Below are 20,314 nucleotides of genomic sequence, written 5' to 3' on the forward strand. Positions count from 1 at the left end.
CAAACCAACGAAGCGCTTGAATGACAACCGGTCGCCCAGCGCCTCCTCCAGTTCGCGCTCCGAAAGACCGTAGAGCGACTGCAGCAGCACCGCGCGAAACAGCACAAGCACCGGATAGCCTGGACGACCGGGGCTCCCTTCATCCCGCAAATGGCCGATCAGCTTCTCGAACCGGTACCACTTGACCAGGCCAGCCAACCGATCCAGCGCCGCATTGGCGCCGGCGCCCTTCGGCATCAGCGCTTCCACAAAGCTCGGCTGTCCTGTCCGCTTCACCGCCATCGATACCTCCAAGGCTTTGCCCTAGGGAATCACAACTGGCGGATTACGCAACAGGCCCCTTGTGGGAGAAGGTGGCGCGAAGCGCCGGATGAGGGGTTCTCTCCACGCGCTCGATTGAGAGTGGGACTCGTGGAGAGAACCCCTCACCCGTCTCGCCGCTTATCGCGGCGAGCCACCCTCTCCCACAAGGGGAGAGGGGAAAGAAGCAGCCGCCTCCGCCAGCCGAAACCGCAGCGTGAACTCGGCGCCGCCGCCGGGAAGGTTCTCCACCGCGACCGTGGCCGCGTGATCATCCGCCACGGCGCGCACGATCGAGAGGCCCAGTCCCGCGCCGTCGCTGCGCCGGCGGTCGGCGCGCCAGAAGCGCTGGAAGATCAGCTCGCGCTCGGCCTCCGCGATCCCCGGGCCGCTATCGCGCACGCGCACCGAACCGTCCTCGCGCACCTCGACGTCGACGGTGGTGTCTTTTGCCGTGAACTTGATGGCGTTTTCCGCGAGGTTGAAGACCGCGCGCTGCAGCATCTCCGAATTGCCGTGGATCCTGACAGGCGCGTCGGTACCCCGGAGCGCAATGTCCTTGTGCTGCGCGATCGCAAACGGGGCGATCGAGCCGACCACTTCGGCGCAGACGGCGCGCAGATCCGCGGTTTCGCCGGGATCGAGCACCAGGGTGTCGAGCTCGGCGATCTCCAGCAACTGGGCGACGAGGCGGCTCATGGTTTCGATGTCGGCATGCAGCGCATGCCGTGCCGCCCGATCGTCGAGCGTCTCGATCCGCGTGCGCAGGATCGCGAGCGGCGTGCGCAATTGATGCGCGGCATCCGCTGTGAACTGCCGCTGCACCCGAAAGCCGCCTTCGAGCCGGTCGAGCGCCTGGTTGACGGCGGTGACGAGCGGCAAGATCTCGCGCGGGATCTGCTCCGTCGGCAGGCGGATGTCGGTGCGCGCCGGACCGATATTGCTGGCCTCCTCGGAGGCCTTCCACAGCGGCGCGATCGCGCGGCGGAAGATGATGATGTCGGTGGCGAGCAGGACCAGCAGGATCGGGATGGTGATCCATCCCACGCGCCGGAAGAAATTCGAGACGATGTCGTCGATGATGACGTCGCGGTGTGCGAGGTCCTCGGCGACCTGGATGCGCACCGTCTTGCCGTCGATGTCGCGGGTGACGGCGGCGCCGGAAATGCTCTCCGACGAGCGCGGTGCAGCGGTGGCGGCGGAGCGCCGATGGGAGGAGAACAGCAGCCGGCCCTCGGCATCGCGAATGTCGTACTGATAGCGGCCATACGCTTCCGAATAGAGGCCCTTGAGACTGTCGGGCAGATTGAACGTCAGCAGTCCGCCCGGCTGGACAACGATACGCTCCGCCAGCACCTCGGCCTGGGCGCGCATGGCATCGCGATGCAGCTGGTCGATCTCGGAATTGAGCAGCCAGAACAGCACCAGCGGCAGGAAGATCGCGACCACCGCGACCGCCAGGATATGCAGGAACACGATGCGCCAGATCAGCGATTTGAACGTCGGAGACCTGCCATAGGACCCGGCATAGGATCCGACGTTGGATCCGAGCTGGGCCACGCTATTTCTCCACGTCCATGAGATAGCCGACGCCGCGGATGGTATGGATCACGACCTTGGCGCCGTGTTCGGCGAGCTGCTTGCGCAGCCGAGAGACATAGACCTCGACCGCGTTGGAGGCGACCTCGCCGTCGAGCCCGAAGATGTGGTCCTCGACGTTCTTCTTCGGCACCACCCGCCCCTGCCGGCGCAGCAAAATCTCCAGCACCGAGGTCTCGCGCGCGGAGATGATCCGCGGCTGATCGTCGACGAAGATCTGGCGGCTCTCAGTGTCGTAGACGAGGTTGGCGAGACTGAGCGAGCGGCCGAGCAGCTGGCCCGGCCGGCGCAGGATCGCCTCCAGCCGCGCCACCAGTTCCTCCATCGCGAACGGCTTGGCGAGATAGTCGTCGGCGCCGCTGCGCAGGCCGCTGACACGGTCCTGCAGACCGCCGCGGGCGGTCAGCACCAGCACGGGGAGCGGTTCCATCTTGATGCGCAACTCGCGCAGCACTGACAGGCCGTCGCCGTCGGGCAGCCCGAGATCGAGGATCATCGCGGCATAGCTGACGCTGCTCACCGCCTCGCGCGCCTCGGCCGCGCTGCCCACGATGTCGCTCTGATAGCCGGCCGCCGCCAGCCCGCCAGCGACGAGGCGCGACAGTTCGGCATTGTCCTCGACGATCAGAAGGCGCATCGCATATCCGCCGGATATTCAGGTCACCGCACGCCTCGCGCGGCATCTTCGCTGTCTTCCATCATTCCGGACGCCTCGGCCAGCGAAAAAGCGTCCGGCCGAACCAGCGTCTGTCAGGTTTGTGTCAGCCGACCAGGCGTGCCCCCATAGGTGACCCAAAGGCAGGGGCCTGCAGACGTTCGTAGCAGCTATCCTCCTAGCCTCGTCCCTCGAAATAGGCGCAAAGCAGGGTCGTGTCCTTTGGAGCTATGGATTTCCGGAACAGCCCGCACTTAAAGCGACGATCCTTCCCCTCTCCGCTCTCGATCAGGAACATGCACCTGCCGCAGACGTCGGCGTTGTGACGGCGCTTGGCAACATCGAGCCCATCGAGGACGCGGCGAAGCGTATCGCGCAGCTGAGATCGATCGGGGAGCTCAAGTGTCACGAGCTGATCTCGAAGGACGTTAATTGGATCGCGCTCGAGGAACTTCTCGCCTTCGCTCGTGATGCAGAGCGCAATCGAGCGCTTGTCTTCTGCAGATGGCTTGCGAACCATCAATCCCTTGCTCTCGAGCACGGCGGCGATCTGCGATGCGACGCTGCGGGTCGTGCCCAGAAAGCTGGCGAGAGCCGTGGGCGTCCGCGAGAACCTGTTTGCGCGGGCGAGAAAGCGCAAGGCCATCCATTCCCGATCGCTCAGCCCCGCAAGGCTCCCTTCAAAAAGCCAGCTGTCGGCCGATTGGACCAGGAGTTGTAAAATTTCAATTGCCAGTCTCATTTGAGAAGTCCCACGGGAAACGGCGACCCTGGCATCTCGATCAACGATCGAGAGCCGCCGTGTTCGGTGAATGCTGCATTCCCGTCGGGACTGGTTGAGTCCGGTATACCGTACCGTGAAGCGCGACCGGCGTAATGACACGCCGCGACTTCAGCCCGATTGCCGGATTCCGATAACTCGACCGTTCCGTAAAAGGAACACCGAAAAACTACGCAGCGCCTGGGCGTTGAATGACATGAAATCTCGCGCGTCCGGACGCGATGGTTTCTCGCGGCGCACCGCTGATCAGCAGGCATCAAAGAAGGCCACGCTTGTCAGGTTCGTGTAAGCAATGGCGCTTCAGCATGCAGGATGGAGAGAGCGCAGCGAAGAACCACCTTATGGATTGATACGCTCCGAACAGACACCTCCGGCAAATCTCAACGGAGAGCAACGCATTCACGTTGTCAGATTCACACTCACCTTCGCCTTCTGCCTGATGGTGCTAGCGACCTGGTATGGCTCTGCTGAAATGCTGCCCTTAGTTCGGCTAATTGATCGCTCGTTGCTCCCAGCAATGCGTCGGCCTCATCTGCAGGCAAGTCCGCATAAGCGATCGGCCGGTCGAACTGGCTCGCCGTGAAGTCGTACCTCTTGCCTTCGATCCGATTGTAAAAATGGTCGCCGGCCGGCAGTGGCGTCTTCAGCAGGTCGCCGCCGAAAAGTTCATGAACGAGCAGCGACGTGACATTGCATTGTCCTGCGGCCGGATTGTCCGCCGTCCATTGGCTCGCGGTCGACCGCGACCACGCCTTGAGCAGCGCGCTTTGAACGGCCTCGGGATCGAAACTCATCGTCATGTCCAAACGGCTGCCGACGAACCATATTTCGGATTATTAGATCCTAACATTCTGCTTTGCCCGACAAGTCAAGTGCTCCTGGTTTCAAAGGAGCTGCCGAGCGAAACCATCCCTCGAGAGCCGGTTTCGGAAATAGCCTTCTCCCGCACACCGCAGCACCGACCCGCCTTCACGAAGGCCGCTTGTACCGCCGATTTTTCCCATGACTTATCAAGCCGCTGGCTACTGTGCATGGGGTTGTTTTTCAAATTTTGAGTCGGGCGCCGGCCAGGACGCACAAGAAAACGCCCCGGAGCTTTCGCTCCGGGGCGCTGCATCCCACCGGTGACGCGATCAGCTCTGCGAGCGCCGCGCCATGAAGATGTCGTAGCCGACCTCGGCGACCTGGAACCAGGCGTAGCCGTCGCTCGTGAACTTGGCGAGGGAGTCGTGCACCTTCTTGAAATTGGCATTGGTCGCGCCGACTTCGGCATGCAGCTCCTTGGCGGCCTTGTAGCAGGCATCCATGATCGACGGCGAGAAGGCGTGCAGCTTGGTGCCGCCCGCCAGCAGCTTCTTCAGCGCCAGCGGATTGGCGGTGTCGTAGCGCGCCATCATGTAGTTGTTGGCGTAGTGGCCGGCCTGCTCCAGCACGCTCTGGTAATATTTCGGCAGCGCGTTCCACTTGTCGAGGTTGACGAAGGCCAGCAGCATCGGCCCGCCTTCCCACCAGCCGGGATAGTAGTAGTGCGGCGCGATTTTGTAGAAGCCGAGCTTCTCGTCGTCATAGGGGCCGACCCATTCGGCGGCATCGATGGTGCCCTTCTCCAGCGCCGGATAGATGTCGCCGCCAGCGAGCTGCTGCGGCACCACACCGAGTTTCTGGAGCACACGGCCGGTGAAGCCGCCGATGCGGAATTTCATGCCCTTGAGATCCTCGGGCGTATTGACCTCTTTCCTGAACCAGCCGCCCATCTGGCAACCGGTGTTGCCCGCGAGCAGCGAGACGACGTTGTAGCTCTTGTAGAACTCGTTGAGGACATCGCGCCCGCCGCCCTGCATGTACCAGGCCTGGTTGATGCGCATGTTGGGGCCGAACGGCACGGCCGAACCGAAGGTGAAGGTCGGATCCTTGCCGAAATAATAGTAGGACGCGGTATGACCGATTTCGCAGGTGCCGTTCTGGACGGCGTCGAGCACCTGGAGGCCCGGCACGATCTCGCCGGCCGCGAAGATCTGGATCTGGAATTTGTTGTCGGTCGCCTCGGCGACCATCTTGCACATCATCTCGGCGCCGCCAAACAGCGTGTCGAGCGATTTCGGCCAGCTCGTCGGCATGCGCCATTTGATTTCCGGCATCGACTGCGCGATCGCGGGAGCCGCAAGCGTGGCGGCGCCGGCCGCACCAAGTCCTGTGACCTTGATGAAGTCTCTTCTCTTCATGATTTCCTGCCCTGATGTACCAGTGATTGTGGGCCTTCTTGCCGAGGCTTGGCACCACCATGACGCAAGCCGCCGTTCAATTCCATCCCGATCGCACTGCGGCAAAGAAAAAGCCCGGCCTCCACTGGAGGCCGGGCTTTCCGGTCTTGCGACTTTAGGCCTAGGCGATCAGCCGCGCGTGCGCGAGCGGATCATGAAGCTGTCGTAGGTATATTCGGCAACCTGCCACCACAGATATTCGTCGGAGCGGTAGGCTTGCATGGCGTCGATCGACTTCTTGAAGTCGGGGTTCTTGGCCGAGATATCTGCCCAGAGTTCGTTGGTCGCCTTGAGGCAGGCTTCCAGCACCTCGTTGGTGAAGGGACGAAGCTGGGTGCCGCCGGCAACCAGGCGCTTCAGGGCCGCCGGGTTCTGCATGTCGTAGCGTGCGGCCATCCAGGCGTTGGCGTTGGCCGTCGCGTTGGTGAGGATCGCCTGATAGTTCTTCGGCAGCGCGTTCCACTTCTCCAGGTTGGTGAAGGCATGGACGGTCGGACCACCTTCCCAGAAGCCCGGGTAGTAGTAGTACTTGGCGACCTTGGCGAAGCCGAGCTTCTCGTCATCGTAAGGCCCGACCCACTCGGCGGCGTCGATGGTGCCCTTTTCGAGCGCCGGATAGATGTCGCCGCCGGCGAGCTGCTGCGGCACCACGCCGACCTTCTGGAGCACCTGGCCGGCAATGCCGCCGATGCGCATCTTGAGGCCGGAGAGGTCGGCAACGGTCTTGATCTCCTTGCGGAACCAGCCGCCCATCTGGGTGCCGGTGTTGCCGCAGGGGAAACCGATCACGTTCGACTTCTTGAAGAACTCGTTGGCGAGCTCGTTGCCGCCGCCCTGATAGAGCCACGAATTCTGCTGGCGCGCGTTGAGGCCGAACGGCACCGAGGCGAAGATCGCGAAGGTCGGATCCTTGCCGACGTAGTAATAGGACACCGTGTGGCACATCTCGACGGTGCCGCTGGAGGTCGCATCGAGCGCCTGCAGGCCGGGAACGAGTTCACCGGCGGCGAACACCTGGATCTGGAATTTGTTGTCGGTCATCTCGGCGACGTACTTCGCCAACTGCTCGGCACCGCCATAGATGGTATCAAGCGACTTCGGGAAGCTCGAAGTCAGGCGCCACTTCACCTCGGGCGAGGACTGCGCGATCGCCGGTGAGGCCACCGCGGTTGCCGCCGCGCCTGCTGCCGACACTTTCAGAAAATCACGACGCTTCATCTTCAGGTCTCTCCTTGCTGGGGCGTTTCCCCTTAGCTTCTCTTCTTGCCGCCGCTCATTCCGGCGACGCGTTAGGGCCGCGTCGAACCGAAGGGGCTTGACTGCCGTGGGCCTTTACCACGGAAGCCCCGCTTGCGGAACGCGACAATGGCATGACGGGGCTCTACGAAAGTCGCATGTCTCCCAAAGGGACGAGGAAGGCGTGCCGCGGGCGGCCGGCTCAGGCCGCCGCGATGGCGCCCTTGAGCTGGTCGCGGACCTGCCCTGCAATGGCGCGGTAGATCGCCGCATGAGGACCGTCCGGCTCGCTGTCGACGACGGGATTGCCGGCATCCGAGCTGGCGCGAATCGCCATGTGCAGCGGGATCTCGCCGAGGAAGGGTACCTCGAGCTTCTCGGCCTCGTGCCGCGCCCCGCCATGGCCGAAAATGTCCGACCGCGTGCCGCAATGCGGGCATTGGAAGTAGCTCATGTTCTCGACGATGCCGAGCACGGGCACGTTGACCTTCTTGAACATGGCAAGCCCCCGCCGCGCGTCGATCAGGGACAGATCCTGCGGGGTCGAGACGATCACGGCGCCCTTCAGCGGCACGTTCTGCGCCAGCGTGAGCTGGGCATCGCCGGTGCCCGGCGGCATGTCGACGACCAGCACGTCGAGCTTGCCCCATTCGACGTCGCGCAGCATCTGCGTCACCGCCGACATCACCATGGGACCGCGCCAGATCATCGCGGTCTCTTCCTCGACCAGGAAGCCGATCGACATGATGGCGAGACCGAAGCGCCGAAGCGGAATCATTTTTCGCTCGTCGTTCAGCTCCGGCTTGTCGTGCAGGCCGGTCAGCCGCGGCACCGAGGGGCCGTAGATGTCGGCATCGAGCAGCCCGACCTTGAGGCCGAGGTCGCGCAGGCCCAGCGCCAGGTTCAGCGCGGTGGTCGACTTGCCGACGCCGCCCTTGCCGGAGGCGACCGCGATCACGGCGGCAACGCCGGGGATTTCCGACTGCCGCGCCATCGGCGATTGGGCGCCACCCTGTGGCGGCGGCTTGTGGGCATGGACCGGCTGCACGCCGGGCGTGCCGCGGCTGGGTTGCGGGGGTGGCGGCGGCGCGGAGCCCGGCTTGCGCTCGGCGGTCAGCGCCACCATGACGGTGGTCACGCCTGGAATGGTGCGCACAGCGGCCTCTGCTTCGGCCCGGATGGACTCCCAGGCCCTCGCTTCGGCGGCATCGACATTGATCGAGAAGAACACCTTGCCGTCGGACGCGCTGATCGCGCTCAGCACATTGGCATTGGTGAGCGCGACCCCGCGGGGGGATTTGATCCGGGCGAGAGTGTCGAGAACCTGTTGCTGCGTCACGCTCAAAGCGCATCTCCTGAACGGAGCATGATCCGGACCGGGAGGACGGCACCAGCGCAAAGCGTGGCGCGGCTTTCCGGCAAGGTCATGCTCGAGACTTTAGGATGCCCCATTAGAGCGGAAACGCCCAAAAGGCTACTGCCTGCCGATATCGTCAGCTTTCTCGGCGGGCGCTGCCCCCTGCTCCCTGGCGGCCTCGTAATTCAGCTCGATCATGATCCCGTTGGGGTCGTTGACGAAGATCTGCCAGAGGTCGCCGCCGGGCACCTGGCGGGACTCGAACTTCATGTCCTTGGATGCCAGCCGCTGCTTCATGCCGGCGAAGCCGCGACTGGCGAAGGCGACATGATGGACAACGCCGGAATCCGGCTTTTGTGGCTCGGCCGTCGCAGAAATATCGACGAGGTGCACCACCGCCTTGCCCTCGCTGTACATCCAGGCGCCTGGGAAGGCGAAATTCGGCCGGGCACCTTTTTCCAGGCCGAGCACATCCTCGTAGAAGCGGACGGTCTCGGCCAGATTCCGGGTCCGGATGTTGAAATGATCGAGGACGCCAACGCTCACGCCGCCCATGCTTTCGCTCCCTTTTTTGAAGTCCTTAGGTCCGCCATCCTAGCACAGGGGGCCGCCAAACGAAGCCGTTGCCCTCCCGGCTTAACGGTTTATGGTGCGCCTCCGATCCGCCCTCGCGGCGGAACTTCGAGGACGCCGCCCTGGCGCCCTCGCCCGGCTGCAACCGTAAAACTCAAGCTACGGACAAGGTACCACACATGGCTAAAGTCGCTTTCCTCGGTCTCGGCGTCATGGGCTACCCCATGGCCGGCCACCTCGTGAAAAAAGGGGGCCATGAGGTCACCGTCTACAACCGCACCGCGGCCAAGGCGAAGGAATGGGCGGACAAGTTCGGCGGCAAGACCGCACCGACCCCGAAGGCGGCCGCTGAAGGTCAGGATTACGTGATGTGCTGCGTCGGCAACGACAACGATCTGCGCGCGGTCACGATCGGCCCCGACGGCGCGTTCGCCGGCATGAAGAAGGGTGCAACCTTCGTCGACCACACCACCGCCTCCGCCGAAGTCGCGCGTGAGCTGGATGCGGCCGCGACCAAGGCCGGCTTCAAGTTCATCGACGCGCCGGTCTCCGGCGGCCAGGCAGGCGCCGAGAACGGCGTTCTGACGGTGATGTGCGGCGGCGCGCAGGACTTCTATGCCGGCGCCGAGCCGATCATCACGGGCGCCTATGCGCGGATGTGCAAACTGCTCGGGCCCGCCGGAAGCGGCCAGCTGACGAAGATGGTCAACCAGATCTGCATCGCCGGTCTGGTGCAGGGTCTCTCCGAGGGTATCCACTTCGCCAAGAAGAGCGGCCTCGACGTCGCCGCAGTGATCGAGACCATCTCCAAGGGCGCGGCGCAGTCCTGGCAGATGGAAAATCGCTACAAGACCATGAACGAGGACAAGTACGATTTCGGCTTCGCGGTCGAATGGATGCGCAAGGACCTCTCGATCTCGCTGGCTGAAGCCCGCCGCAACGGCGCCAACCTGCCTGTCACCGCGCTGGTCGATCAGTTCTATTCCGAGGTCGAGAAGATGGGCGGCAAGCGCTGGGATACGTCGAGCCTGCTCGCGCGCCTGCAACGCTGAGGAACGCATTGACGGCCGCAGCCGGGGCAGCTGCGGCCCTCGCGGGTCTCGACGCGGCGCCCGTCGCGACGAGGCTCGTATTGAGCCGAAGAACGGATTCCGGGGGGAATTGACTTGCTGAGCGTGATAGCCGCCGTTTTCATCGTTGCGTATGCTGCCATCGCGCTCGAACATCCGCTCGGTGTCAACAAGAGCGCCTCGGCTCTCCTGGGAGCGGGCCTGCTCTGGACCATTTATGCGCTGTCCGTCGGCGACCCCTCGCTCGTCAACCATCAGCTCGACGAATCCGTCGCCTCGACCGCGCAGATCGTCTTCTTCCTGATCGGCGCCATGACGATCGTCGAGGTGATCGACGCCCACAACGGCTTCGAAGTCATCACCTCGATCATCCGCACCACGAAGCAGACCACGCTGATGTGGATCATCGGCTTCGTGACGTTCTTCCTGAGCGCGATCCTCGACAATCTCACCACCACCATCGTGATGATCTCGCTGATCCAGAAGCTGATCGGCAGCAAGAGCGATCGCCTGCTGTTCGCCTCGATCATCGTCATCGCGGCCAATGCCGGCGGCGCCTGGACCGTGATCGGCGACGTCACGACGACGATGCTCTGGATCGGAGGGCAGATCACTCCCCTCAGCATCATGAAGTCGGTGTTCTTGCCCTCACTGCTCAACCTGCTGATACCGCTGCTCATCATCGGCTATTCGCTCAAGGGAAAGGAGATCGTCCCTCCGCTGCAAGGCCAAGCACAGGCCCTCAGGGTCGAGGTGTTCGAGCGCAATCTGATGTTCTATCTCGGCCTTGGCACCCTGGTTGCCGTTCCGGTTTTCAAGGCCGTGACGCACCTTGCGCCTTTCATGGGTATTCTTTTCGGGCTGGGCATCCTCTGGCTGGTCGGCGAGGTCGTTCACCGCCACAAGGACGAGGATGCGCGCCGTCCCCTCACCCTCGTCCATGCGCTGACGCGCATCGACATGAGTTCCATCGTGTTCTTCGTCGGCATCCTCATGGCCGTCGCGTGCCTGGAGCATGCTCGCGTGCTGGAACTGTTGGCGAGGTGGCTCGACGCCACGGTCGGGCGTCTCGACGTCATCGTCATCCTGCTCGGCCTCCTGAGCGCCATCATCGACAACGTGCCGCTCGTCGCGGCCACGATGGGCATGTACAGTCTGGTGCAACATCCGCCCGACAGCTTCATCTGGGAGTTCATCGCCTATTGCGCCGGCACCGGCGGCTCGATCCTGATCATCGGCTCGGCCGCGGGCGTTGCCGCCATGGGACTCGAGAAGATCGAGTTCTTCTGGTACGCCCGCCGTATCGCAGGCCCCGCCCTGGTGGGGTATCTGGCGGGCGCGATGGTCTACATCGCCCAGTACGCAGCGCTGCATTGACGGCGCAGGCGAGATCAAAATTAACGCCGGGTTAACGTAATTCTTTAGCTCCTTAAGTCACCTCTTAAGGATTTCTTGCCAGAGATAGACAATGCAGAAGGCCCGCGTCCGGCGTGGGCAGGAATCGTTGTTGCTTGATGAGTAACCCCGCTGAAAAGCCTGAGGTTGTGGAGCTTCCGGCCGAGCCGGTGAGCGCTCCATCGGCGAGCAGCCGAAGGGCTGCAGCGCAGCGGGTGCGCGAGGCGCGGGACAAGTTAACGTCGACCAGTGGAACCCGGCCGGCCTTCGACGCCGAGATGCTGCGCCAATATGCCCAGACGCGGCTGTCGGCTTCCTATGTCGTGATGCTGCTGGTGGTCGCGACCGGCGTGCTGTTCGGCCTGTGGATGCAGCCGATCCCGGCCGCGGCCTGGACCGCCGGCATGCTCTGCATCCACAGCGCCATGACCCGCAGTTGCCGGCGCTTCCTGACCGAGCCCGCCTCGCCCGCGGCGACGCGCGCCTGGCGGACGCGGTTCGTCGTACTCGACCTGCTCTATGGCCTGTGCTGGATGGCGATCCTGATCCATCCCGTGCTCGACATGGTCACGGAAACGCTGATGATGTTCCTGATGCTGCTGGTGATCGCAGTGTCGAGCATGCTCGCCGCCAACCTGCCGATCGCGGCCCTCGCCGCCACCGCGCCGGTCGCGGTCGCCATGGCGCTGAGCTTCGTGATGACCGGTTCGCTGGACAATTACATTTTGGCCGCGCTCGCGCTCGCCGCCGAAGGCTATTTCGTCCTGCTGGCGCACCGCCTGCACTCCTCCACCTTCGCCACGCTGGAAGCGCGCGCCGAGAAGGACGCGCTGATCGGCGAGCTCGAACAGGCCAAGGCGATCTCGGACGAGGCACGCCACCGCGCCGAATCCGCCAACGTCGCCAAGTCGCGCTTCCTCGCACAGATGAGCCACGAGCTGCGCACGCCGCTGAACGCCATCCTCGGCTTCTCCGAGGTGATGAAGAGCGAGATTTTTGGCGCGCATGCGGTGCCGGTCTACAAGGAATATTCCGCCGACATCCATAATTCCGGCGTGCACCTGCTCAACCTCATCAACGAGATCCTCGACTTGTCGCGGATCGAGGCCGGCCGCTACGAGCTCAACGAGGAAGCGGTGTCGCTGGTCGGCATCGTCGCCGACTGCCATCACCTGATGAAGCTGCGCGCCTCCAGCCGCGGCATCACCATCCACGAAGTGTTCGAGCAGGCCATGCCGCGGCTGTGGGCCGACGAGCGCGCGATCCGCCAGGTCGTGCTCAACCTGCTCTCCAACTCGATCAAGTTCACTCCGCAAGGCGGCGAGATCTGGCTCAAGGCCGGCTGGACCGCCTCGGGCGGACAATATCTCTCGGTGCGGGATTCCGGCTCCGGCATTCCCGAGGACGAGATCCCGGTCGTGCTCGCCTCGTTCGGCCAGGGCTCCAACTCGATCAAGTCCGCCGAACAGGGCGCCGGTCTCGGCCTGCCGATCGCCAAGAATCTGATCGACCTGCATGGCGGCACGTTCACGCTGAAATCGAAGCTGCGCATCGGCACCGAGGTGATCGTCACCTTCCCGCCGGAGCGCGTGATGAGCGCGCTGGCGCCGCTGTCGGATGATTCCCCGCCGCTCCAGCCGGAGAGTTCCGTACTGCCCGAGGAGAAGCGCCGGCCGCGCCACAAGCCGATCATGAGCGCAGGCACAGGCTCCTAACCAGATGCTTGCAGACATGCCCGACAATCCCCCACTATGTCCGAATGAGCAAAGAAACGCCGTGCGTCGCCGTCTGCATGATCGATCCCAGGACCAAGCTGTGCTTCGGCTGCGGCCGGACCTTGCCCGAGATCGCGCGCTGGCACGCCATGGAAAGCGCGGACCGGCTCGCGGTCATGGCGCTGTTGCCGGCACGCATGACGGAAGCTGGACTGGCGCCGATCGCGGCATCACCGAAACGCACCTGACCGGCCTGCGCGCCTGCGGAGGCGCGCGATGATCCGCTTCCTGCTCGTTCTCGTCATGCTTGCCGGCACGGCGGGCGCGGTCGTCGCCTATGGCGATCCCGATCAGATCGCGCGCGCCAGCCACAAGGTCTCCCACATCTTTCGCGCACAGACGGCAACGCCCGCTCCTGCCGTGCAAATCCCGCGCGGCCAGGGTGGCGAATTCGCGCTGCGTGCGAAGATCAACGGCATCGCCGCGCCGATGGTGATCGATACCGGCGCGACGTCGGTGGTGCTGACCTGGGAAACCGCGAAAGCCATCGGGTTGCCGCTCGAGATGCTCGAATACGATGTCGACCTCGAAACCGCGGGCGGCCATACCAAGGCAGCCCGCCTCACCCTCGACCGTCTCTCCGTCGGCCATCTCGTCGAAAAATCGGTGCCGGCCCTCGTCGTCCAGCGCGGGCAAATGAAAACCAACCTGCTCGGCATGAGCTTCCTCGATCGCCTGGAGAGCTGGGGCGTGCGCGCCGACAAGCTGATGCTGACCGGCTATCCCGAGCTTCAGAGCAGCCATCGTCGCTCGCGCACGGCGCTCGACTAGATCATCCGCGAAGAACCGTCGCGCAGGTCCGACGGCCTCGCTTCACACCGGCCGTGACTTAATCCCTGCGCGGTGCGTGCATGCCGGTCGGTGCGGCGAACAAAAAACGCGAAAACAACCCCATGCACAGTAGCCGGTGCTTGTCCGAACAAGGACTTGCGCGGGACAACGATTGGCCTCTCCGGAGTTATTGGACGCGTCGTGGCTAGACACTGGTGACACGTCGGGCAAAACACCGGCAGAAGGGCAACATCACACAATCCCCCAGAGTCGGCCCGGCCGTCCGTCAAGCGGTGGCGCGTCAACTCATCGACCTCTGAAACATCGCATCAGCCTGCAGGAAGGCAGCTAGGCCGCAGCTTCCTCCGCCGGCGCGCGCGTACCGACGCGCGCGATCGCATCGCGCAGGACCTCGAGGCCGGCGCCTGCCTTCACTCCCTGTTCGGCCAGATGGCGGCGGAAGGCCCGCGCGCCGGGCACGGCATGGAATGCGCCGACGAAATGCCGCGTGATCGCATGCAGCCGCGTGCCGCGGGCAAGCTGCTGCTCGATATAGGGCATCATCGCCTCGAACGCGTCTTGCATGGTCGCGTGCGGCGTCGCCTCGCCGAAGATCTCCTGATCGACGCCAAGCAGCCGCCACGGGTCCTGGTAGGCGGCGCGGCCGAGCATCACGCCGTCGACATGTTCGAGATGCGCTCTCGCTTCGTCGAGGCCTCGAATACCGCCATTGATGATGACAGGCACGTCAGGCATTGCGCGCTTGAGCCGATAGACGCGCTCATAGTCGAGCGGCGGGATGTCGCGGTTCTCCTTCGGAGACAACCCGTTGAGCCAGGCCTTGCGGGCATGCACGATCAGTGCGTCGCAGCCGGAGGCGACCACCGCGCGCGCGAGCGCATCAAGGGCGACTTCCGGATCCTGGTCGTCGATGCCGATGCGGCACTTCACCGTGACGGGAACCGCGACAGCCTGCTTCATCGCATCGACGCACCGCGCCACAGGCTCTGGCTCCGCCATCAGGCAGGCGCCAAAGCGGCCATCCTTCACGCGGTCCGACGGGCAGCCGACATTGAGATTGATCTCGTCGTAGCCGAAATCTTCGCCGATCCGCGCCGCCCGCGCGAGCTCTCCCGGATCCGACCCACCAAGCTGAAGCGCCACGGGATGCTCGCTCGCGTCGAACCCAAGCAGCCGCTCCCGGTCGCCGTGAATGACCGCGCCCGTCGTCACCATCTCCGTATAGAGCAGCCCCCGGCGCGTCAGGTGGCGGTGGAACACGCGGCAGTGCCGGTCGCTCCAATCCATCATGGGGGCGACGGAAAATTTGTGGCCTAAGCTATTCATTTCGCTGATGTATTTACGCTCCGATCGACCCTTCATGTAATTGGACCGATTGAGGAATTGGGTTTGAGTAAGCTTCAGCTGGTTGGCTCTTCTAGGACCATATGTGCATGAATTGGAAGCGAAAATCGCTTCTTCGGATTATCAGTTGCGCACGTCATGCACACGAGGGCGAGAGTGCACACGCCACTCGCACAGCGAATATCAGAGATTTTCGAGGCACTCAGGTTGGAAGTCGGCATCGATTCATACTCACTCAGCGATGCAAGTATAAATCGCATGTTTATGCCGCGCTTATGCGATCGCTGGCCGCTTCCAATCGAGGACCTGCACGCAGGCAGGCAGGATCATGAGCGGCTCCTGGTCAAGTGTGGCAAACGTCTTCCGCCGCGAAGATCGCAACCTGCCGCGTCACAATCCCTGCGTTGATCTATGTCAAACAACCGCGTCGTGGCTGGTTGGCGTGCGGTAGGTGCCCACCACAATAGTGTCGCAAACGCCACATTGATCAGGAGTAGTGCTGGCGCTAGAGTACTACGATCGTATGTTAAAAACGGCGTGAGCTCAGGGTGTAGGCGCCCTTTGATGAAAAAGCCGACAAATTCATTCTAACGATCTGATTGCGTAGCCGTCACCTGCAACAGCGTACTTTTGCGTCTCGGGGGGGCCGAAATGCCCTGGAGTAGAGTTCTTGCGTTTTCAGATCCGTTGCTATGCCAGGCGGCGATCCTAGCTGCCGAGGTCGAGATACTGCCAACAACGAAGGATGCTTTTGAGGTCGAGATCACGCAGGTCGGTGCGAACCGGCTGTGGGTACAAGATTTTCGTGCATCCGCGCCAACAGTCTGCACCGTCGCGTGCAAACCCGAGCGGCGGTCGATCGGTTTTCTGACCGAATCCAATTCGTCGCCCCTCCAGCACTGTGGGTTGGAGGTCTTGCCCGGCGACATCATCGTCAACAAGTCTGATGTCGTCCATCGGCGATCAGGCCCTGATTTCGACTACGGTTCGCTTTCTCTACCGACCGATGAGCTGAATCAAGCAGTCGAAGCGATCATCGGCTGCGAATTCGTGAAAAAATCGGATCAGCGTGTTGTTCATCCACACCCTCAATTGATGTCAGGGCTGTTGAACCTGCACAGAGCGATCGGACAGCTCGCCCATGACACTCCAGATGTACTGCAAATCCCGGAGGTGCTTCGCGCACTGGAGAGCGAACTCATCCATGTCATGGTCCGATGTCTCGCCAACGGCGTCGGCTTAGAACCCAAAACGGGTGACCGTCACCACAATGCGATCGTCGCTCGTTTCGAGGAGTTTTTAGCGGCAAATTCCGACCGGCCGCTTTATCTCACCGAAATCTGCGGCGCCATAGGTGTCGCGGAGCGAACACTTCGCGCCTCCTGTGAAGAGCATCTGGGCATGGGGCCGATCCGTTTTCTCACCCTGCGCCGGATGCACCTCGCGCGTCACGCGTTGCTGCGGGCGGATCCGTTGAAGTCAACCGTCACGCGCATTGTCGCCGATCATGGTTTTTGGGAGCTTGGCCGCTTTTCGGTCACCTATCGCGCCCTGTTCGGTGAATCGCCATCCGAGACGTTGCGGCGCCCCGCGGAGAGGATTTCTATCCACCTCAATCGGCCATCGTCCCTTGTAGTCACCGAACCTGGATACGCCTGAGTTCAAGCAAGCCCCGTATGGGAGCTTGGGCAGTTTGCCGATGCCTACCCCTCCTTGGAAAGTCGCCGTCAGTGACATTGCGACGGCCCACCAATCAGGCCGCAACGCAGCCCAGTCATTTCTCCCCCCTTCACCGGTTACACCTAAGCGCGTCCCTATCGGCAACTCCCTGCTCTACTTGAACCTCGTGCGGGGACCCGGTGCGATGACCGGCTTCAAATCGCCAGTCCTGAATAGCGCACGATCAATTTAGGAACGCCGTGACTTCCCTCGCGTTACTCGAGCAGAGCACAAAATAGGTTGCGCCGGCCGGCTGCTGACACGGCAGATTCTCGACGTCTGTGACAAAGGCGCGACACCGGCCGCGAAAATTCCCGCGCCTTGGGAAAAGCTTCGGATAAGTCGGTCCGCCCTGTTGCCCAGTCGCAGAGTCGCTCGTCCACTGCGATTGGACACGGGGACTCGTTAAGATGCAAGGACGTGCCGATCATCTGCTGTTCGTTTCCTTTCTTCTGTTTGCGACCACCCAGCATGCTGGTGCAGCTTGCGTCGATCCCGCGCAATTCACGCACTCGACGGTCAGCATCATGCGCCATTTCGATGACGCCGACCGCGATGCGCGTCCGAACCTCATCGGCGTGCGAGGCACCGGTTGGTTCCTGTCCCCAACGACGATCGTTACCGCCGAGCACGTGACGGCGGGTATGAAGCTCTCGACCGAGGAGTGGAAGTCGCTCGAGATCGCGGACGGAGAAAACAGCCATTCTATCGCCGCGCGGATCCAGCGCGTGGCAGGGGTCCAGGCCGAAAAGCTCGCAGTCATCGAACTCGAACATGCCGTCACCGCCGCGCGGAGCGTCACAATCCGGAGGAAGCCGCTCGTGCCGGACGAGCAGGTCATGACGCTCGCCTATCCGGCCGGCCGCCTGCATCCCGTGGGAGGACGGTTTGTTCGTTTCGGAGACGATGGGAAGCTCGCCGGCATGGCACTCCTAGAATTCTATGAAGGCGAGAACCGCCTTGTCATCGACCACGGCGCGTCGGGAGCACCAGTGATCGATTGCGATGGCCGGGTCGCGGCAGTCATCAGCAACGTGTTCACGCAGAATATCGTCTGGGCGTCTCACCAAATACGGATCTCGACAGCGTGGGGAATGCCCAATGTCGTCTCCGTGCCGGTCCAGGTGCTGGACGAATTTGCCCAATCCAACTGAGATCCAAGTACGTAACTATCTTGGGCCAGACGTACAGGCCAGCTAGGTCCGTCGGCCGCACGCGCGAGCTCCGCAACAGGCGTGATCGCGTGAAGGCAGAACGCATGGGTGTCTATTGCCGACCTCATGGAGCTGAGCCCACGCTCAGACTGGCAGACCGCTCCTGGCTCGATTCCGAACCTGCATAGTCAACCGCGCGAAGCCGGCGCTAACCTGCCATGGCTTACTATCGGCGGGCTCGGCGGCCTGATGAGACTGCGCATCTTCTTCAGGCACACCACAATGCGGTCAACCGACTATGCCGGAGGGTATCATGCTCATCAAACTGTTGCGAGTGCTCGCCATCACCGCTCCCGTATTAGGGATGACAAGTCTAGCATCGGCACAGGCTACTCCTCCGCGCCATGTTTCGCCGCCGAAGACGATCGATGTAGCCAAGCCAAAAACAGTTTCCTCACGTTCCGTCGTTCGGGACCTGCGGAAAATTTCGCCACCCGTTGATGGCGGCAGGTGCGGCTGTGTCCTTTGGCAAGATTTGTTCGATCGCAATAACCCGAACAATTTGCGATCGGATTATCCCGGTCCACCTGCTCAACCCGGCCAGTTCTAATCGAAGCCCCTATACGCACTCCCAAGCGGATTTTGTGCCGCCCCAATCGCCCGTTTCAGATAGTCTGGTCGCTTGATCTCACCGTCGACCATTCCGCAAACAATCGCGAATCCTTGCCGTACTTGCATAGTCGCCCCCGCTGCGCCGGATATCGTCCTCATAGGCGGGCTGGTACCTATCCGGGAAGCGCTCGGCGTGCCCGTCGAGCTGCTCAGTGTTCGAAGGAGGCAAATATGTTCTGGATGCGAACGCTCTTCGCTAGCGCCTTACTCGTTCCATTTCTTTCAACCTCGCTGCAGGCGCAAACGGCAAAAAAGATGGATGTCAGGGCCGCACGTGCTGAATGCTTCAGGCAGGCCAACGCCGCAGCAAACAGCGTGTCGGTCGGTTTTTCCGGTGCGACTGCCGACAGGCAGGCTCTTGGAATGGACGCCTATCGTGATTGTTGCCGCAAAATGGGGATACGGCCATAAACATTCGGCCGCTATCTGAAAGGCCGCCCCCTCAGGGCAGTCTTTCCATTGATCCCAACGCCTGGTCGACAGCCCTTGCCGCCTGCCGAACTTGCATAGTCGACGGACTCCGCAATGCACCTTCGAAGTTCCGAAGGCGCATAGCCGAAAAGCGTCAATTGCCCAATGCTGGCTCCCTTGATGCGACCCAAGAAGCTTCAACCGGTCGCAAGAACTGTTCCGCCGGTGCGACGGGGCATGGGATATGGCAGAAGGCGGTACACGTGCATTTAGCGATCCGGATGGTTACGCGGCCGCATTTGGCGACGTACGCGTCAACCTCACGATAGCGGGCGCCGGAGATTTCAAGGCTCAGTTGACGCGGCTGAAACTGAACCACCTGCAAATTTATCGGTGCTGCGAGACCCTCCCCCGCATTGCCTATATCTCGCTGCTCCCCGAACGGACCTTCCTGTCGTTTCCAGTCGCCACCGCATCTCTCAGATGCGGCGGATTGGCCTTGCGAAACGGCGACATGGTCCTTCACCGCAGCGGCGAGCGCGTGCATCAACGCTCTAACGGTGAGTGCCAGTGGGGGTTGCTGTCGTTACCGCCCGAGCAACTCGCCGATGGCGGCAAGGCCTTGACCGGACGGCTGATCGCATCACCACCCGCCAACAGGATACTCCGTCCTTCGCGCGCGGTGGCGTCAAGATTCCAGGGCCTGTTCAGGCAAGCCTGCCATCTCGCGGAAACCCGAAAGGTGACCGAGCGCCCCGAGATCGCAAGAGCACTGGAGCAGGAAATGCTCCACGCCATCACCCATTGCTTGGCTGCCAACGAGGCGGACGACCATTCCAGGGGAAGACATCATCACGCCGCTGTCATGGTTCGCTTCGAAGAAGCACTGAGCAAGCGGATTGATCAGAATCTCAACATGCCAACGCTTTGTGCGGAGATCGGCGTGGCCGAGCGAACGTTGCGGATGTGTTGCGCCGAGATTCTTGGCGTAAGCCCTACACGATATCTTTTATTGCAGCGCTTGAACAAGGCTCGCGCCGCGCTGCAGCGAGCCGACCCCTCAAAGGCGAGCGTCGCTGAAGTCGCCCGAAATCATCAGTTCCTGGAGCTTGGCCGTTTTTCGGTGACGTATCGCACCACCTTCGGTGAATCGCCTTCGACCACGCTGCAACGCGCTCGGCAGCTTGGAGCACAGGATTCGGCCGCATCGTCCTGACGCA

The 20,314-nt window shown here is 62.6% G+C and carries 20 protein-coding genes; 10 read left to right on the forward strand and 10 right to left on the reverse strand.

From position 1 onward, the window contains the following. From GA0061098_RS00005 to GA0061098_RS00045, 9 genes are all read right to left on the reverse strand, one after another. The coding region (locus GA0061098_RS00005; protein ID WP_129590793.1) for a transposase at positions 1-282 on the reverse strand (282 nt) is incomplete at its 3' end. A 159-nt stretch (positions 283-441) separates the two neighbouring features. Continuing rightward, on the reverse strand, positions 442-1,860 hold the full coding sequence (locus tag GA0061098_RS00010) for a sensor histidine kinase (RefSeq protein WP_091952169.1): 1,419 nt from the start codon (positions 1,858-1,860) through the stop codon (positions 442-444). Between the two features lies 1 nt (position 1,861). Next, a complete protein-coding gene (locus tag GA0061098_RS00015; RefSeq protein WP_018319980.1) occupies positions 1,862-2,536 on the reverse strand; it encodes a response regulator in 675 nt (224 codons plus the stop codon). Between the two features lie 196 nt (positions 2,537-2,732). Next, positions 2,733-3,296 (reverse strand): MarR family winged helix-turn-helix transcriptional regulator, encoded by a 564-nt coding sequence (locus GA0061098_RS00020; protein ID WP_091952171.1) that lies wholly within the window; start codon positions 3,294-3,296, stop codon positions 2,733-2,735. A 458-nt stretch (positions 3,297-3,754) separates the two neighbouring features. Continuing rightward, positions 3,755-4,129, reverse strand: coding sequence for a YunG family protein (locus GA0061098_RS00025; protein WP_091953766.1), 375 nt, complete (start codon positions 4,127-4,129; stop codon positions 3,755-3,757). Between the two features lie 339 nt (positions 4,130-4,468). Beyond that, positions 4,469-5,557 (reverse strand): TRAP transporter substrate-binding protein, encoded by a 1,089-nt coding sequence (locus tag GA0061098_RS00030; RefSeq protein WP_091952174.1) that lies wholly within the window; start codon positions 5,555-5,557, stop codon positions 4,469-4,471. 168 nt (positions 5,558-5,725) lie between these two features. Beyond that, entirely contained in the window at positions 5,726-6,814 is a 1,089-nt protein-coding gene (locus GA0061098_RS00035; RefSeq protein WP_091952177.1) for a TRAP transporter substrate-binding protein, read from the reverse strand. Positions 6,815-7,034: 220 nt separating this feature from the next. Next, positions 7,035-8,177 (reverse strand): Mrp/NBP35 family ATP-binding protein, encoded by a 1,143-nt coding sequence (locus tag GA0061098_RS00040; protein WP_091952179.1) that lies wholly within the window; start codon positions 8,175-8,177, stop codon positions 7,035-7,037. 129 nt (positions 8,178-8,306) lie between these two features. Further along, complete coding sequence (locus GA0061098_RS00045; RefSeq protein WP_091952180.1) at positions 8,307-8,744, reverse strand: VOC family protein; 438 nt, start codon at positions 8,742-8,744, stop codon at positions 8,307-8,309. Between the two features lie 197 nt (positions 8,745-8,941). On the opposite strand from GA0061098_RS00045, the gene GA0061098_RS00050 reads away from it, so the two are divergent. From GA0061098_RS00050 to GA0061098_RS00070, 5 genes are all read left to right on the forward strand, one after another. Further along, positions 8,942-9,814: an NAD(P)-dependent oxidoreductase gene (locus GA0061098_RS00050; RefSeq protein ID WP_091952181.1), complete on the forward strand. Its 873-nt coding sequence runs from the start codon at positions 8,942-8,944 to the stop codon at positions 9,812-9,814. A 114-nt stretch (positions 9,815-9,928) separates the two neighbouring features. Then, positions 9,929-11,209 (forward strand): sodium:proton antiporter NhaD, encoded by a 1,281-nt coding sequence (nhaD, locus tag GA0061098_RS00055; protein ID WP_091952182.1) that lies wholly within the window; start codon positions 9,929-9,931, stop codon positions 11,207-11,209. A 137-nt stretch (positions 11,210-11,346) separates the two neighbouring features. Continuing rightward, positions 11,347-12,942 carry a sensor histidine kinase gene (locus GA0061098_RS00060; protein WP_091952183.1) on the forward strand — a complete coding sequence of 532 codons (1,596 nt, stop codon included), beginning with the start codon at positions 11,347-11,349 and terminating at the stop codon, positions 12,940-12,942. 44 nt (positions 12,943-12,986) lie between these two features. Continuing rightward, a complete protein-coding gene (locus GA0061098_RS00065) occupies positions 12,987-13,190 on the forward strand; it encodes a DUF1289 domain-containing protein (RefSeq protein WP_026202286.1) in 204 nt (67 codons plus the stop codon). A 28-nt stretch (positions 13,191-13,218) separates the two neighbouring features. Continuing rightward, positions 13,219-13,773 (forward strand): TIGR02281 family clan AA aspartic protease, encoded by a 555-nt coding sequence (locus GA0061098_RS00070; RefSeq protein WP_091952184.1) that lies wholly within the window; start codon positions 13,219-13,221, stop codon positions 13,771-13,773. A 348-nt stretch (positions 13,774-14,121) separates the two neighbouring features. On the opposite strand, the gene dusA is transcribed toward GA0061098_RS00070, so the two are convergent. Further along, the gene (dusA, locus tag GA0061098_RS00075; protein ID WP_091952185.1) at positions 14,122-15,120 is read right to left on the reverse strand and encodes a tRNA dihydrouridine(20/20a) synthase DusA; all 999 of its coding nucleotides are present in this window, start codon (positions 15,118-15,120) and stop codon (positions 14,122-14,124) included. Between the two features lie 669 nt (positions 15,121-15,789). Between dusA and GA0061098_RS00080 the strand changes: the two genes are divergently transcribed. From GA0061098_RS00080 to GA0061098_RS00090, 5 genes are all read left to right on the forward strand, one after another. Then, positions 15,790-16,797 carry an AraC family transcriptional regulator gene (locus tag GA0061098_RS00080; protein ID WP_129590794.1) on the forward strand — a complete coding sequence of 336 codons (1,008 nt, stop codon included), beginning with the start codon at positions 15,790-15,792 and terminating at the stop codon, positions 16,795-16,797. Between the two features lie 470 nt (positions 16,798-17,267). Beyond that, on the forward strand, positions 17,268-18,011 hold the full coding sequence (locus tag GA0061098_RS00085) for a S1 family peptidase (RefSeq protein WP_091952189.1): 744 nt from the start codon (positions 17,268-17,270) through the stop codon (positions 18,009-18,011). A gap of 313 nt (positions 18,012-18,324) precedes the next feature. Continuing rightward, positions 18,325-18,621, forward strand: a complete 297-nt coding sequence (locus GA0061098_RS43475; RefSeq protein ID WP_129590795.1) for a hypothetical protein — start codon at positions 18,325-18,327, stop codon at positions 18,619-18,621. Positions 18,622-18,854: 233 nt separating this feature from the next. After that, positions 18,855-19,094, forward strand: coding sequence for a hypothetical protein (locus GA0061098_RS43480; RefSeq protein WP_129590796.1), 240 nt, complete (start codon positions 18,855-18,857; stop codon positions 19,092-19,094). A 244-nt stretch (positions 19,095-19,338) separates the two neighbouring features. Then, positions 19,339-20,310: an AraC family transcriptional regulator gene (locus GA0061098_RS00090; RefSeq protein ID WP_091952191.1), complete on the forward strand. Its 972-nt coding sequence runs from the start codon at positions 19,339-19,341 to the stop codon at positions 20,308-20,310. Positions 20,311-20,314: the final 4 nt, after the last annotated feature.

It is taken from the genome of Bradyrhizobium shewense, assembly GCF_900094605.1.
Lineage (GTDB): Bacteria > Pseudomonadota > Alphaproteobacteria > Rhizobiales > Xanthobacteraceae > Bradyrhizobium > Bradyrhizobium shewense.

Coding starts and splice junctions, on each gene's coding strand:
- GA0061098_RS43480 (WP_129590796.1), top strand. CDS start 18,855: ATGTTCTGGATGCGAACGCTCTTCGCTAGCGCCTTACTCGTTCCATTT.
- GA0061098_RS00080 (WP_129590794.1), top strand. CDS start 15,790: ATGCCCTGGAGTAGAGTTCTTGCGTTTTCAGATCCGTTGCTATGCCAG.
- dusA (WP_091952185.1), bottom strand. CDS start 15,120: ATGAATAGCTTAGGCCACAAATTTTCCGTCGCCCCCATGATGGATTGG.
- GA0061098_RS00070 (WP_091952184.1), top strand. CDS start 13,219: ATGATCCGCTTCCTGCTCGTTCTCGTCATGCTTGCCGGCACGGCGGGC.
- GA0061098_RS00065 (WP_026202286.1), top strand. CDS start 12,987: ATGAGCAAAGAAACGCCGTGCGTCGCCGTCTGCATGATCGATCCCAGG.
- GA0061098_RS00090 (WP_091952191.1), top strand. CDS start 19,339: ATGGCAGAAGGCGGTACACGTGCATTTAGCGATCCGGATGGTTACGCG.
- GA0061098_RS00085 (WP_091952189.1), top strand. CDS start 17,268: ATGCAAGGACGTGCCGATCATCTGCTGTTCGTTTCCTTTCTTCTGTTT.
- GA0061098_RS00030 (WP_091952174.1), bottom strand. CDS start 5,557: ATGAAGAGAAGAGACTTCATCAAGGTCACAGGACTTGGTGCGGCCGGC.
- GA0061098_RS00015 (WP_018319980.1), bottom strand. CDS start 2,536: ATGCGCCTTCTGATCGTCGAGGACAATGCCGAACTGTCGCGCCTCGTC.
- GA0061098_RS00035 (WP_091952177.1), bottom strand. CDS start 6,814: ATGAAGCGTCGTGATTTTCTGAAAGTGTCGGCAGCAGGCGCGGCGGCA.
- GA0061098_RS43475 (WP_129590795.1), top strand. CDS start 18,325: ATGCTCATCAAACTGTTGCGAGTGCTCGCCATCACCGCTCCCGTATTA.
- GA0061098_RS00020 (WP_091952171.1), bottom strand. CDS start 3,296: ATGAGACTGGCAATTGAAATTTTACAACTCCTGGTCCAATCGGCCGAC.
- GA0061098_RS00050 (WP_091952181.1), top strand. CDS start 8,942: ATGGCTAAAGTCGCTTTCCTCGGTCTCGGCGTCATGGGCTACCCCATG.
- GA0061098_RS00025 (WP_091953766.1), bottom strand. CDS start 4,129: ATGAGTTTCGATCCCGAGGCCGTTCAAAGCGCGCTGCTCAAGGCGTGG.
- GA0061098_RS00045 (WP_091952180.1), bottom strand. CDS start 8,744: ATGGGCGGCGTGAGCGTTGGCGTCCTCGATCATTTCAACATCCGGACC.
- GA0061098_RS00060 (WP_091952183.1), top strand. CDS start 11,347: ATGAGTAACCCCGCTGAAAAGCCTGAGGTTGTGGAGCTTCCGGCCGAG.